The sequence below is a fragment of the Oscillospiraceae bacterium MB08-C2-2 genome, from assembly GCA_035621215.1.
GTDB lineage: Bacteria > Bacillota > Clostridia > Oscillospirales > Ruminococcaceae > WRAV01.
The window spans coordinates 2,676,441-2,691,213 of sequence record CP141729.1 but is presented as its reverse complement, the minus strand read 5'-3'; the positions used below and the strand labels follow the sequence as shown (position 1 = coordinate 2,691,213).

10 protein-coding genes and 1 riboswitch are annotated in these 14,773 nt (G+C 52.6%); of the genes, 3 read left to right on the top strand and 7 right to left on the bottom strand.

Annotated elements, in window-relative coordinates; genetic code table 11:
- Positions 1-30: 30 nt before the first annotated feature.
- The 3 genes from U6B65_12095 to U6B65_12085 are packed head-to-tail and all read right to left on the bottom strand — an operon-like array spanning position 31 to position 2,148.
- The gene (locus U6B65_12095) at positions 31-1,227 is read right to left on the bottom strand and encodes a hypothetical protein (GenBank protein WRS27060.1); all 1,197 of its coding nucleotides are present in this window, start codon (positions 1,225-1,227) and stop codon (positions 31-33) included.
- The gene (locus U6B65_12090; protein WRS27059.1) at positions 1,220-1,834 is read right to left on the bottom strand and encodes a DUF1700 domain-containing protein; all 615 of its coding nucleotides are present in this window, start codon (positions 1,832-1,834) and stop codon (positions 1,220-1,222) included. Before U6B65_12090 ends, U6B65_12095 begins: the two co-directional genes overlap by 8 nt.
- Positions 1,831-2,148 (bottom strand): PadR family transcriptional regulator, encoded by a 318-nt coding sequence (locus tag U6B65_12085; protein WRS27058.1) that lies wholly within the window; start codon positions 2,146-2,148, stop codon positions 1,831-1,833. Before U6B65_12085 ends, U6B65_12090 begins: the two co-directional genes overlap by 4 nt.
- 511 nt (positions 2,149-2,659) lie before the next feature.
- Here U6B65_12085 and U6B65_12080 point away from each other — a divergent pair.
- Together U6B65_12080 and U6B65_12075 are read left to right on the top strand one after the other, a co-directional pair.
- Positions 2,660-4,189: an ABC-F family ATP-binding cassette domain-containing protein gene (locus U6B65_12080; GenBank protein ID WRS27057.1), complete on the top strand. Its 1,530-nt coding sequence runs from the start codon at positions 2,660-2,662 to the stop codon at positions 4,187-4,189.
- Positions 4,190-4,604: 415 nt separating this feature from the next.
- A riboswitch (guanidine-I (ykkC/yxkD leader) is annotated at positions 4,605-4,707 on the top strand.
- Between the two features lie 97 nt (positions 4,708-4,804).
- A complete protein-coding gene (locus U6B65_12075) occupies positions 4,805-5,512 on the top strand; it encodes a GAP family protein (GenBank protein ID WRS27056.1) in 708 nt (235 codons plus the stop codon).
- Between the two features lie 54 nt (positions 5,513-5,566).
- On the opposite strand, the gene U6B65_12070 is transcribed toward U6B65_12075, so the two are convergent.
- Positions 5,567-6,445, bottom strand: coding sequence for an LCP family protein (locus U6B65_12070; GenBank protein ID WRS27055.1), 879 nt, complete (start codon positions 6,443-6,445; stop codon positions 5,567-5,569).
- A 248-nt stretch (positions 6,446-6,693) separates the two neighbouring features.
- On the opposite strand from U6B65_12070, the gene U6B65_12065 reads away from it, so the two are divergent.
- Complete coding sequence (locus U6B65_12065; protein WRS27054.1) at positions 6,694-8,976, top strand: hydratase; 2,283 nt, start codon at positions 6,694-6,696, stop codon at positions 8,974-8,976.
- 497 nt (positions 8,977-9,473) lie between these two features.
- Here the strand turns inward: U6B65_12065 and ilvB are convergent, their stop codons facing one another.
- From ilvB to ilvD, 3 genes are all read right to left on the bottom strand, one after another.
- Positions 9,474-11,150, bottom strand: coding sequence for a biosynthetic-type acetolactate synthase large subunit (gene ilvB, locus U6B65_12060; protein ID WRS27053.1), 1,677 nt, complete (start codon positions 11,148-11,150; stop codon positions 9,474-9,476).
- 40 nt (positions 11,151-11,190) lie between these two features.
- Positions 11,191-12,396: a threonine ammonia-lyase gene (gene ilvA / locus U6B65_12055; protein ID WRS27052.1), complete on the bottom strand. Its 1,206-nt coding sequence runs from the start codon at positions 12,394-12,396 to the stop codon at positions 11,191-11,193.
- Positions 12,397-13,109: 713 nt separating this feature from the next.
- Complete coding sequence (gene ilvD / locus U6B65_12050) at positions 13,110-14,771, bottom strand: dihydroxy-acid dehydratase (GenBank protein WRS28953.1); 1,662 nt, start codon at positions 14,769-14,771, stop codon at positions 13,110-13,112.
- Positions 14,772-14,773: the final 2 nt, after the last annotated feature.

The following is a 14,773-nucleotide window of genomic DNA, read 5'->3' as shown; positions in this document are numbered from 1 at the left end:
TTGCGGAGAGCTCTTTTTTCACCTCACAAATTAAGACAACTTAACTATATACAGCATAGGCAGGCTGATTCCAAAGGAATCCTCCAACGCCTGAACAACACCTTTTTCCCATGCGCTGTAGACAAGCTCATACTGCTGTTTGGAGAGCAGCTCATCTTTATACTTTTTTTCCAGACGGTTGTATTCCCCCTGATCTATGGATCCTTTGCTCATATCCTCTTCGATTTGCCGAAGGCCCGCTAAGCCAAGGTTATGATCATAAATTGCCGCCACAAAGCCCTTGATATTGCCCATAGAATTACGATTAAAGGGACGGCCTATGTTTCTTTCATTATCCTTTACAATCTGGTTAAACAGGATATTGGTTTCTTTTGCAATGGTTTCCATCTGCCCCCGCGCCGTATCGTGAGAGACACTGCGGCTTTCAAAGCTCTCTATAACCTCAAAATAGCGGTCGTTAAGCATAATTAGCTTGTCGGTCTGCTCCACGTTGGCAGTCATTTGGGAAAATACACTGTAAAGAGCATCCGAGGTTATGTCGAGGGTCTTATCGGTTACATTTTTTTCCAGCGCATCCACCCAATCCTGATCCCAAGCTTCGTCCCAAGCTTCGTCCCATGTGCTTTCCCATTCTTGCTCCCAACGGTCTTCCCAGTCATCACTCCAATATCTGTATCTCTCGCCCAGATAGAGGTTGCCGGAATCGATGGCGCTGCCCTTAATCATAGCCCAGTTAATATCCCCGTGAGGCTCAACCCCCCAAGTGCGGCTCTGAAAATTAATTTCGGTGATTCCGGCGGGAACGTAAACCCGCACTGTGCTGAAGGGAATATCCTCAAACCATTCCCTGCGCATCTCCTTCATAATCCGCTTTCTTACCGTATAGGAAAGGCTGTCGTTTCCTTTTTGGTAAAGGTTCAGAAAAGTGGTGGAATCATTTGTGGATACCTCGGCATAGGTCTCCCCGGTGGAAAGGCGGTTGCTTTCCACCCGCAGAGTATCATCGGGAGAACGGTAAAGCTCATAAAAATAATCCCCGCCCGAGATATTTAGTGTCTGGGTATTTTCCAGCTTCTGTTCCAGCTTAGTGCTGAACTGGACATACTCGTTGGTCATGGTGAAAAATCCATCGCTGACCTGCTTAGCAACAAAAGGCGCAAGCACAAGGCAGATCAGCAGGCTAACCGCCGCCGTAATGGCGCTGATAATGGTTACTTTTTTAAGCATGGATATCCACCTCCCCTGTGCCGGGTCTTCTTTTTTGAACCTGATACCGAATCGCCCGGGATATACCCCGCACCGTCATAACCAGCAGGCAGACAACGCAAACACCCAACGCCAGCAGCCCGATGCCGCCTATGGCCATATACACCGAGGCCAGCGCGCTGATTTCACCCATCCAAACAAAAATTAGGCCGATCATCACAGCACCGCCGGCCAACAGAGCTACCACGAGAGCCGCCGCTGCAAAAAGGGCTGCAAAAAGGGTTCCCACCACTGCCGCCAAGGCACCAAACCAAACCGGAAAGGTAACAATGAGAACAATAACCCAAATCCACTTGGCCGTGCTGTTTTTTTCCTTCTGCATTTTTGTTCGCATCCGGCTATAGTATGCGGTAAAGCCTCTATCCGGCGGGCAGTTTTCCGCCACAATCTGCCGGGCCACCTCCGCTGGGGTACCCAACCGGTAGGCTGTTTGCTCCTCCGGGATGCCCTGGCTGGTGCCATCGTTAAAATATTCGGCATAATCCCGCAGAATGTCATCAATCTCATTCACTGGAAGCTTGCCTTGCAGCTCCCGCTCCAGTGCGTTTAAATACTCCAGCTTATTCATGCGTTGTCACCTCTCAATATTTCATCCACCATTTGTGAAAAAGCAGTCCATTCCCGCTTTTGCTGCTCCAGATACTGCCTGCCCAGAGGGGTTATGGAATAGTATTTCCGAGCTGGCCCCCCTGTGCTTTCCACCAAATAGGTTTGAAAATAATTCTCCCCTGTCAACCGGCGCAGAATGGGATACACCGTTCCCTCATTGATTGCGGCCCGCTTGGCAATCTCGCCGACAATCTCATAACCATAGGTATCTTTGCGTTCAATCAGTGCCAATATACACATTTCAATAACACCCTTGCGAAATTGTGTGGTCATAGGCTCCTCCTTTCCAGTAGGATGGGAAACATCCAGTACCTTGCCCTTGTGTGTATTTATAATATCACACTACTGTTTAATACACAATACTTGTTTGTGTTTATTTTTTGTTTGTTCACAATTAGGCCTCTCTCCCCTATATATTCCGTATTTTAGGGGTTGCCAGAGAAGCAGAAATCTGCTAGACTAAAAATGTTTTATAAAAACAATAGAGGGAGGCTTTTATCATATGCGTAATATCCGCTAACCTTATTCTCGCAGTGTATGCTTCACCCCCGCTTTGCAGGGGTTTGATCGGCATGTGCTGCCAAAGGGCAGTGGATTTGGATATGATAAAACCTTTCAGGCGCAAAGGCAGGCTTCTTTTTTGAGAGGCTCTCCCTGTGCGGTATTTTGAATCGGTGTTTTCTGTATCCCTGCCTTTTGGCGGGGATTTTTTAATTCCTGCGAGCCTATTTCGGGCAGGCGGGAAAATCCAATCCGCCTGCACCATCACGCAGGAGGATTTTATATGTTACAAATTCATTTTAAAAAGGTTGGAAAAGCCTTTGGAGAACAGACTATTTTAAAGGAAATTACCTTTTCGGTGGCGCAAGGTGACCGCATCGGCATTGTAGGGGCCAACGGCAGCGGCAAAACAACTCTTTTGCGGCTGCTGGCCGGAAAGGAAGAAAAGGATTGGGGGGAGATTTTTCGGGCAGGCGAGCTGCGGCAGTCACTTTTGCAGCAGAACAGCACGGTGGATGGAGGCGATCCTGTCCCCAATCTCTCAACTGTGGATCGTCCTCTGTTTCAGCTTGGCGGCAAACCGGACTCCCCCTGCCCTTCTGGTGGGGAGAAGACCCGGCTGGCACTTTCTCAGATACTGGGCAGCCAGCCTGATCTTCTTTTGCTGGATGAACCCACCAACAATTTGGATTTTGAGGGCCTAAACGCTTTGGCTGCGCTTCTGAACACTTATCGGGGAACGGTGATTGTTGTATCCCACGACCGCTGGTTTCTGGATCGAACTGTCACCCGTATCTTAGAAATACAGGAGGGTCTCTGCACCGAGTATGCAGGGAATTACACCGATTATCGGGAAGAGAAGCAGCGCAATTTCTCCCAGCAGCTTCACCGCTACGATGCGGAGCAGAAGCGGCAGAAAAAAATTGAGCAAACCATTCGCCAAGTGAGTGGTTGGTCGGAAAAAGCCCACCGGGAATCCACCAAGCGAGGCTCCGGCGAGGTAACAATGGGCTTTAAGGAATATCATCGGGCTAAGGCCAAAAGAATGGATAAGCAGGTGAAAAGCCAAATTAAACGGCTGGAAAAGCTCAAAAACCAAGGACCCGAACGTCCGGTGGAGGAAAAGAACGTATACTTTCAAATTGCCGGTAACAGCAACCGGGGCAAGCGTATGATACAGGCCACCGGGGTCAGCAAGCGGTTTGGGGAACGGGTGCTTTTCGCCGACAGTGATTTTTGTGTTCTGCGGGGAGAAAAAATCGCCCTGTTTGGTGAGAACGGCTGTGGAAAATCCACCCTGATTCGGATGCTCACCGGTCAAGAGGCGGCAACCCACGGGGAAATATGGGTCAGCCCCAGCGCCAAGCCTTTTGTTTTGGAGCAGACCTTTGATACCTTGCCGGGCGATCAAAGCATTCTGGAATATCTGGGCCATATATTGAGGAATGTTTCCGGCTACCATCGCACCGTTCTGCACAATATGGGGCTGGAAAAAAATCAGCTGAGCCGCCCGATCAAAACCCTTAGCTACGGCGAGCAGACCAAGCTAAAAATGGCGGAAGCCATTCTGAAAAACTGGGATTTTCTGATTCTGGATGAGCCCACCAATCACTTGGATCTGCACTCCCGGAAAATGCTGGAAAATACGTTGAGCCAGTATGCAGGTACCCTGCTGGTGGTATCCCATGACCTTTATTTTCTCCAAAAGCTTTGCGATAAGGTGCTGCTTTTTGAGGAGGGGCGCATCCGCCGGCTGGAAAACAGCTTTGCCCAATTTTGGGAAACTCGCACACAGGGTGAAGGCGAGTGGTAAAGCACAGCTGCGGCCCGGCCGTGCTTGGCCTTGCCAAGCCGCCGATCACCGGCCTCCCAGTTGACACCCCACCAAAGGTGTGCTATCCTTATGAGCACGTGATAAAACAACTGCGAGGGTTTTGCCTGTTGCCAAGGATTGCTTTTTTCTTTGGTAACTTTCTTTTTCTGCTAAAAAGAAAGTTACTGCTTGTGCTGCATAAGCACGACCGAAACCCACGATAATGAACCTTGCTTACTTCCGGCTCTGGGGGGTATCAAGGGGGAGCGCCCCCTTGACGATTCTTTGCATACTTTCTTATCGTGAAGAAAGTATGTGCCCGCCGCACGGCATGAGTGCGGAAGTGAATTCTGTTAACTGCATTAAGTTGTAAGAAAATATTTTTATAGCATCCACAACCTCTAATCTAAATATTTGCTTGGTTTTCTAGGGTTCCGCAGCCATGGGCTGGGCAGGTCCGAGAGAAAACGGCCCGCCCCTCAGGCGGTGTTACACGGTGGGATAAAAGCCCAGGAGTTTTCACAAAACTCCTGGGCTTTTTACTTTGCTGTCAGGGCTGTTATTTGCCTTCAACAGCCAAGCCTTTTAATTTACAGACAAAGGAGAAAACACGTTATGTTCCCATTGCTTGCCACAACGGTTGTCACCAGCGCGGTGGATAGCCTAAACCCCATTGCCATCACACAGCAATTTGTTTTGCAGGGGCTTGTTAAAAAGGCTTACCACATCTGGTATTTTATCATTTCGATCGCAATTACAAATTTCACTTGGGGATTGCTGGCCTATTTTGGCTTGGCCGCCCTGTTGGGCCGCTTTATGCGGGACTTTCTGGAACGATATGCCACACTGCTTTTTGGTATTGAGGCCCTTTCGGGAGTAGGCTGTATGATTGCTTTCCTGATAATTATACGCAAGCTGAGAGCCACTCCTGCCGCTGAGGCTTCAGAGGAGGAAGAAGAAAACTCCCAGTCGGCCTTTCGAGCCAAATCGGTTTCCCCCGCTGCATTAACAGGACTCGGTGTGCTGGCAACCCTTTCGGAGCTGACCACTGCGCTTCCCTATTTTGCCTTTATTGCGATTTTGTGTAATTATACGCTTTCAGTTGCTCAAACAGTTTTTATACTTATTGTATACAACATTATTTATTCCCTGCCCCTGATGATCATGTATTTTGTTTATATCAAATCAAGGCAGCACTTTGATTCCTTTTATCTGCTGATTAAAAGCAATATTTCCAAATGGTCGGCTGTGTTGGTGCCGGGATTAGTTGGTGCCTTAGGTTTGGTACTGCTGGGTCACAGTGCTTCCTTTTTTCTTGGATAGCTTGTCACATTTTGTAAAATAACATAGATATAATACAATCGGTATTTGGAAATATCAGGAAAACACCTGGCCGATACGGGCAACGAAGGTATCGGTTAACTGGTAATCCTCTCCCTTTTGCGAAGCACCCAACGGCAGATAGTAGGCAGGCGGTGTTTCCAGCTTGGCCATATAGGCAGCAGCAGCCTTTCGCTGTTCGTAATCCGGGTAGGTAATATCCGAATCGATCAAGTTGATTATGGCCTCGAAAACCGGGTCAACCACTGTGCTCAGCGCCACATCCAGCCTTTGGTTGATGATTGCCACAGCCAGATCGCCGGTAATTTTGCACCGTGCAGGCTGGTTTTCAATGTAATCTTTATGGGTAATCAGCCCCACTACCTTGGCTCCATCCAAGAGTTGAAGGCCTTTTTGCAGGATAATCTCCATGCCGCCGCTTCCCGTGATGGTTGTTTCCGCAGGCAGACTAAACTCCACGTTGCCCACCGTCTTGGCCGCCTTAATGAAATTAGCCTGATTGATGCGGGCATACCGGTCAATGGTGATGCCCAGTGTCTCGGCCAGCGCAATGCGGGTATAATCCGCTCCCCCATAGGTGTAAACCTCGGCTAGGGTTTCTTCCTTGCCGCCGTTGCTAACCAATGTTTTGGGAGGAAGCACCACCACCGGTATAGAACCGGCCACCGGGTCCAGCCGCAGCAGAACATAACTGCCGGGGACAGAATCGGCCGCTTCCAGCCCCATGACCAGCAAGGTCAGAGCATCCTTTTGCACCGGGGTATAAACCGCATCCTGCGGGGTGGCAGCGACCGTTTTTTTTATGGTGGGCCGAAGTGTTGTCACCATCCACAAAATCAGCACCGTCAACGCCAGAAAGGCACCTGAGAAGGATAAGAAAAAGCAGCGATATTTAAATTTTTTATAGGCTTCCACTGCTTGGCACCTCTCCTTTCTCTGTCGCCTGCCGGCGGGTGATTCTAAAAAATTCCACTCTAACAATGTTGGCCTCAAGGGCCTTGGTTATACAGTTCTCTTTACAAATTCTCCGGTATTGTGATACACTGTATATAAATATTTCTTGCCGTCTGCTTGGCCGAAAATCCAGCAGTAAAGAGAAGGTTTTATTACAGAACATTTTATAGTTTTAAAATATTACCATTTGTATAAGGGGATGTAAGCGTATGATTAAACTTTCCAGTGGGGGAGCTTACCTGCTGCCCGATGGACAGCTGATAGCTGAAACCGACCGGGAGCATCTAGAGGACGTTTTGGCTGAAAGCAAGCTTTCCAAGGAGCAGGCAGCCGAAAACACCATGGCCTATGGCATTCTGGAGGCACACAACACCTCCGGCAATATGAATGTGCTGAAAATCAAATTTGATTCCATGGCCTCCCATGATATCACCTATGTGGGTATCGTGCAGACAGCCCGCGCCAGCGGCCTGACCCGCTTCCCGATCCCCTATGTGCTGACCAACTGCCACAATTCCCTTTGCGCAGTGGGGGGAACCATCAATGAAGACGATCACGTTTTCGGCCTTTCGGCTGCGGAAAAATACGGCGGTATTTTCGTTCCCGCCCATCAGGCGGTTATTCACCAATATATGCGTGAAATGATGTCCGGCGGCGGCCGCATGATTTTGGGCTCGGACAGCCACACCCGCTATGGCGCACTGGGTACTATGGCCATTGGTGAGGGCGGCCCCGAGCTGGTCAAGCAGCTGCTGGGCAAAACCTACGACATTGACCGCCCCGAGGTGGTTGCCATTTACCTGACCGGCAGCCCGGCCCCCGGTGTTGGCCCGCAGGACGTGGCACTGGCTATCATCGGCGCTGTCTTTAAAAACGGCTATGTGAAAAACAAGGTGATGGAATTTGTCGGCCCCGGAATCGCCGGGCTCAGCGCCGATTTCCGTATCGGTATTGATGTCATGACCACCGAGACCACCTGCCTTTCCTCCATTTGGGCCACCGATTCGGTGATTCAGGATTATTTTGCCATTCATGGCCGCCCCGATGCTTATAAGGAAATTTCTCCTAAGGGCGTTGCCTATTACGATGGTGCTGTCACCGTGGATCTTTCCGCTGTGCGCCCCATGATTGCCATGCCCTTTCACCCCAGCAATGTTTATACCATTGAGGAGCTCAACGCCAATATGAAGGATATCCTTCATAAGGTGGAGGTCGAGGGTCAGGAGCAGCTGGGAAAAACCGCTTCCCCCTTCTCCTTGCAGGATAAGGTTCGGGATGGTGGCCTCTATGTGGATCAGGCCGTTATTGCAGGCTGCTCCGGTGGTACCTTTGAAAATGTATGCGATGCAGCCGATATTCTCAAAGGCGCAAGCCTTGGCACAGGCTCCTTCTGGCTCAGTGTATACCCTTCCAGCCAGCCGGTATTCCTTGAGCTGGTGAAAAACGGCGCTATTGCCAACCTGATGACCATGGGCGCTTCGGTGCGCTCCGCTTTCTGCGGCCCCTGCTTTGGAGCCGGGGATGTGCCTGCCAACGGCGGGCTGAGCATTCGTCACACCACCCGCAACTTCCCCAGCCGTGAAGGCTCCAAGCCCGGAAACGGCCAGATCGCTTCGGTGGCTCTTATGGATGCCCGCAGCATCGCCGCCACTGCCCTCAACGGCGGCCGCCTCACCCCCGCCACTGCTCTTGAGGTGGAATACACCCGCCCGGATTACCATTTTGATGCTTCTGTATATGAGAACCGCTGCTACAACGGCTGGAATAAGCCCCAGCCTGAAAAAGACCTGAAATTCGGCCCCAACATTGCCGATTGGCCCGCTATGGAGCCTCTTGCAGAAAACCTCATCCTCCGGGTAGCCTCGCTGATTACCGACCCGGTTACCACCACCGATGAGCTGATTCCTTCCGGTGAAACCTCCAGCTACCGCTCCAACCCCTTTAAGCTGGCGGAATTCACCCTTTCCCGTAAAGACCCTGAGTATGTGGGCCGTGCCAAGGTCACACAGGAATTGCAGAAAGCCCGGCTGGCCGGTGAGAATCCCACGGCTTTGGATGCTGAACTGGCCACGGCTGTGGAGCAGATCGGTGCTGTGGATTGGACCGATACCGGCATTGGCAGTGTTGTTTTTGCCAATAAGCCCGGCGATGGCTCCGCCCGTGAGCAAGCAGCCTCCTGCCAGAAGGTGCTGGGAACCTTTGCCAATATTGCCCATGAATACGCCACCAAGCGCTACCGCTCCAACCTGATCAACTGGGGCATGCTCCCCTTCCTGCTGAAGGAGGAGCCGGTGTTTGAGGTGGGCAGCTATCTCTATCTGCCCGGCATCCGTCAGGCAGTAGCCGATAAGGCTCCTTCTATGCCTGCTTATGTGCTCTCCCCCTCCAGCAAACAGGAAATCAGCCTTTCCCTTGCTTCCCTCACCGATGATGAGCGCCAGATTATTCTCAGCGGCTGTCTGATCAATTTCTATCGGGATAACCAAGATTAAAGGCAGCTTCGCTTTTCTGACAAACAGCAATCCCCCGCAGACTGTGAAGTCTGCGGGGGATTTTTATGGCTTAGCTCACAGTTCTTGCCTGTAGGCTAAATGATAGCACAACTGCGTTTTCCGTAATTTTTACCAAGTGGAGCTTTAAAATCTGGCACTCATGCCGTGCCGGGCACATCCTTTCTTCACGATAAGAAAGGATGCAAAGAATCGCCAAGGGGCACTGCCCCTTGATACCCCACTGCCGAGATTTGGCAAAGCTGAAAAGTTTTAGCTTTGGTCGTGCTAATGCCGCACAGGCACATCCTTTCTTTTTGTGCAGAAAAGAAAGGATGCAAAGAAAAACAGCGTCACTGACGGCAGGCTAAGCCTTACCGCCGTGGGATAACCTCTCCCGTCGGCCGTGGCCGCAGTTTCTCTGAGACCACTTGTCTTTTAAGTGAGCAGGTCAGCTTTGACTATACTCATGGAAATATTTATTGAACACAGATTCTAAATCAATCCTCTGCATAAATCATGTCGTCCTCGGTGCCGCCTGCGGGAATGATGGGGAACACCCGCTCCGCACTGGGGATGCGGCAATCCACCACACAAGGGCCCTGCCCCCATGCAAAGGCTTCTTCCAGCACCGGGCGAATCTGGCTCGCATCCTCGATGCGCAGCCCTTTAGCACCAAAAGACTCGGCAAAGGCCACAAAGTCGGTTTTGCGCCCGATTTCAGTCTGGGAGTAGCGGCCACCGTAAAAGAGATTCTGCCACTGGTGCACCATTCCCAGAACGCCGTTGTTCATTATCACAACCACAAGAGGAAGCTGATGGCTCACCGCCACAGCAAGCTCCGCCATATTCATATGAAAGCTGCCATCCCCGGTGACCAGCGCCACACGCCGGTTGGGGTTGCCTACCGCCGCACCGTTGGCGGCTCCCATCCCATAACCCATGGTTCCCAGCCCGCTGGAGCTGAGGAAGGTGCGGGGCTTTACAAAGGGATAATACTGAGCCGCCAGCATCTGGTGCTGTCCCACATCGGTAACCAGAATGCCCTCCTCACCCAGAAAGGGACGCAGGGCGGTGATAACCTCACGGGGATTAACATTCTTCCCCTCACTTTTGGCAAAGGGCAGGCCGTTGTAGGCTTTGTGGCGAAAAATAGTGTGCATCCACTCCGGGTGGGTGACTTCCGGCACCAGATCAGTCAGCCGGGCAAGGGTCTCTCCCACATGCCCCAGCACCCAAAGCTGAGCCTCCACATTTTTGTTGATCTCCTTTTTGTCAATATCCAGATGAATAATGCGGGCATTGCGGGCAAAATTTTTCCGATCCCCGGCTACCCGGTCGGAGAAGCGTGCCCCAATGGCCAAGAGCAAGTCGCACTTGGAAACAGCCATATTGGCAGTGGCGGTGCCGTGCATTCCCACCAGGCCAAGATTCAGTTCACTATCGGTTGGGATGGAGGAAAGCCCCATCATACTAGTGCAGACCGGTGCTTGAATTTTCTTAGCAAAGGCCAGCAGTGCTTCAGAGCTATCGGAGAAGGTGACCCCTCCGCCGCAGTAAATGAGAGGCCTTTCGCTGGCGGCAATGGCCTGCGCCGCTTCTGCAAGGCTGGCCGGGTCTATCTCAGGCCCGGTTTGGTACTGATAATGGGGCTGGGGAATGTATTCGGTTTTCATGGCGGTGACATCCTTGGGGATATCAATGAGCACCGGCCCCTTGCGCCCGGAAGCAGCTATCTCAAAGGCTTCCCGCACAATGCCCGGCAAATCGGCAGGGCTGGTGACAAAAAAGTTTTTCTTCACCACCGTTTTGGTGATGGAAACAATATCCACTTCCTGAAAGCTATCCCGGCCCAGCAGAGCCTGCGGCACATTGCCGGTAATGGCTACCAGCGGCACCGAGTCGTGATAAGCAGTGGCAATGCCGGTAACCAGATTGGTGGCTCCCGGCCCGGAGGTAGCAATGACCACACCCACCTTTCCGGTGGAGCGTGCGTAGCCATCGGCGGCGTGAGAAGCCCCCTGCTCATGGGAGGTCAGAATATGCCGGATTGCTTCCCGCCTTTCATAGAGCGCATCGTATATGTTCAGCACTGCACCGCCGGGATACCCGAAAACCACGTCGGTTCCCTGCGCAAGGAGAGCTTCTATGAGAATTTGAGCACCTGTCAGTTTCATAAGCCTTTCCTTCACCTCTTTATGTTAATGCAGGGGACTATCAGGAGCCCCTGTGAATCTTATAGCCGTTTGCCTCCAGCTGCTTGATCAAGGCTTTGCCGTGCTCATGGCCGGAAACCTCGCAAGCAACGTGCAGAATCGCTTCGCCCAATTGGAGGTTGGAGTTGAGCCGGTCATGCTGCACCATAATGATGTTGGCACCGCTGCTGGCCATGATGTCCGAGAAGCGGCTCAGGCTACCGGGTACATCCCGCATAACCGTACGGAACTTCATCTGCCTGCCTCTGGTAACAAGGCCCTTTTCCACCACCCGGTGGATAAAGCCCACATCGATGTTGCCCCCGGAAAGCACACAGGCCACCCGTTTGCCTGCTAAGTCGGTCTTATGGCCGATGGCCGCCGCCAGAGAAGCCGCTCCCGCAGGCTCCACCACCAGCTTGGTGCGCTCCAGCAAAAGGAGAATAGCTTCGGCGATTTCATCGTCGCTGACTGTGACCATTTCATCCACATAGCGGCAGATCAGCTCGGTGGTCAGCGCACCCGGATTGCGCACAGCAATACCATCCGCAATGGTAGCTACATTGTCGCTGTTGCGAAGGGCACAGGCGGCAAAGGACTGCACCAGTGCATCCGCACCCTGCGCCTGCACGCCGATCACCTTGACCCGGGGATTAATCTGCTTGATACAGGCAGACATGCCCGCCAAAAGGCCGCCGCCGCCCGCAGGCACCAGCACCGCATCCACGGTGGGCAGAGCCTGCAAAATTTCCATGGAAATGGTTCCTTGCCCGGCAATCACCGCCTCATCATCAAAAGGGTGAACAAACACGGCACCCTGCTCCTCCTGCAAGTGGAGGGCATGCTGATAGGCTTCGTCGTAGCATTCACCGCTGAGCACCACCTTGGCACCATAGCCTTCGGTGGCTGCCGCCTTAGCCAGCGGAGCAGAGCGGGGCATCACAATGGTGGACTGCGCCCCCAAAGCAGTGGCGGCATAAGCAACGCCTTGGGCATGGTTCCCGGCGCTGGAAGCAATCAGGGGCGGAATGGGGCCTTCCTCGGCCAAGCAAGCGATTTTATTGTAGGCTCCCCGCACCTTAAAGGAGCCGGTTTTTTGCAGATTTTCACACTTGAGATACAGCTCGGCACCGGAAAGCTCCGAAAAGGTTCGAGAGGAATTCACCGGGGTCTGGTGGATTACCCCTTTCAAACGCTGGGCGGCCTGTTCAATCTTTTTTAGTTCCATGGGGTCACACTCACTTTCAAAAATCGGATAACACTCCTTGCTGGATTGCCGCAAAAGAGTGTGAATAAAACAAAAACGCCCTTTATCTGCGCACGAAGCATCAGACAAAGAGCGTGACCTTCCAAATCTGCCGGAGTCTAGCAACCGGCCGGGAAAGGCTTTTCTCTTTGCCTGTCTGTAATAATAATGATAGCAGCCCAAATAAGCCGGATAATATCCGGTATTGTTTCGGCTATTCGCAAACCATTGTTTTTTACAGATAGCATCATACAGCTCGCCTTTCCAACTTTTCACCTTTAGACTGCCCAAGGGCAGTCATAACATACATTACCACAAACAAATTACATGCAAAGCATTTTGAAGAGCAAATCTTCTACCGCCATACGAGCGGTCTCCAATATTCTTATGTTTCCAAGCCTTTGCTCTTTAACCCCGCCGGAGGCCGGAGGGGAATCATGTGGGAACTAGTTCCCCCATGAGACGCTTTGTGGCTGAAAGACACTTTCGCATTTTCCGCAGAAAATGCAAGCGCCTTGGGTAAGGTTATTATAACACAAAAGTAAAATGCGAAGCATTTTAAAGGGCAAAGCCCCTACCGCCGATAGGCGGTCTTTTGTTGCTTCAATGTTCTTGGGCCCCGCTCGAAATCTCTGATTTCGCCAGCGGGTAAGGTTATTATACGCAGACCGGCGGCTTCTGTCAACCAAAAACTGCTAGGCCTGCATCACAGCGCCCTTGCTGGCCGCACTGACCAGCTTGGAATACCGGGCCAGCCAGCCGGTGCGGGCTACCGCCGCCTTGGGCACAAAACTGCTGCGGCGTTCCTCCAGCTCCTCAGGGGCCAGGGCCACATCAATGGTACCGGCGGGAATGTTAATCTCAATGACATCGCCATCCTGAAGCAGACCGATTTCGCCGCCTGCCGCCGCCTCGGGGCTTACATGGCCGATGGAAGCGCCTCTGGATGCACCGGAAAAGCGCCCGTCTGTAATCAGGGCCACCTGTTTATCCAGCTTCATACCCGCCAGAGCGGAGGTTGGGTTGAGCATCTCCCGCATACCGGGGCCGCCTTTGGGGCCTTCGTAGCGGATGACAACCACATCGCCTGCTCGAATTTTCCCATCATAAATAGCGGTTATGGCATCCTCTTCACAGTCGAAAACCCGAGCCGGGCCATTGTGAACCAGCATTTCCTGGGCCACAGCCGAACGTTTGACCACACAGCCATCCCGGGCAATGTTGCCCCACAGAACAGCAATGCCGCCGGTTTCACTGTAGGGGTGGCCAATGGTGCGGATTATCTGCCCGTCGGCTCCGGTAAAGCGAGCAAGGTTCTCACCCACCGTTTTGCCGGTAACGGTCATCAGCTTTAAATCCAGCAGCTTGTTTTTAGAAAGCTCTGCCATCACCGCAGGAACACCGCCCACCGCATCCAAATCCTCAATGTGATCCTCACCTGCAGGGGCCAGATGGCACAGGTTGGGGGTACGGGCGCTGATCTGATTGATGGTTTCCAGATTCATGGGGACACCTGCCTCACCCGCAATAGCCAGCAAATGCAGAACGCTGTTGCTGCTGCATCCCAGAGCCATATCCACCGCCAAAGCGTTGGCAAAGGATTTAGGAGTCAGAATATCCCGGGGGCAGATGTTGTTGCGCACCAGCTCCATAATCTGCATACCGGCGGCCTTGGCCAAATGGGTACGCTTTGCCGAAACAGCGGGGATGGTGCCGTTGCCGGGCAAGGCCATACCAATGGCTTCACTGAGGCAGTTCATGCTGTTTGCGGTATACATACCGGCGCAGGAGCCGCAGCCGGGGCAGCAATCCCGCTCGTATTCGCCCAGCTCTTCTTCATCGATGAGGCCCGCTTTATAGGCACCCACCGCCTCAAAGGTCTGGGAAAGGCTGACATCCCGCTTGCGGTGGCGGCCTGCCAGCATAGGCCCGCCGCTGATCACAATGGAAGGAATATTCAGCCGGGCAGCGGCCATGAGCATGCCGGGAACGATTTTATCGCAGTTGGGAACCAACACAAGACCATCCATCCCGTGGGCAGTGGCAAGGGTTTCCACCGAATCACAGATCAGCTCCCGGGAGGGCAGAGAATATTTCATGCCTTCATGACCCATAGCAATGCCATCGCATACACCGATGGCAGGCATCATAACCGGGGTTCCCCCCGCCATGCGTATTCCGGCCTTGGCGGCCTCTGCCAGCTTATCCAGATGGATGTGGCCGGGAATCACCTCGGTGAAGGCGCTGATTACCCCGATGAGGGGACGCTCCAGCTCCTCCTTGGTAAAGCCGCAGGCATAAAACAGACTGCGGTTGGGGGCACGCTCCGCCCCTTTGGTTACATTGTCGCTTCGCAGGT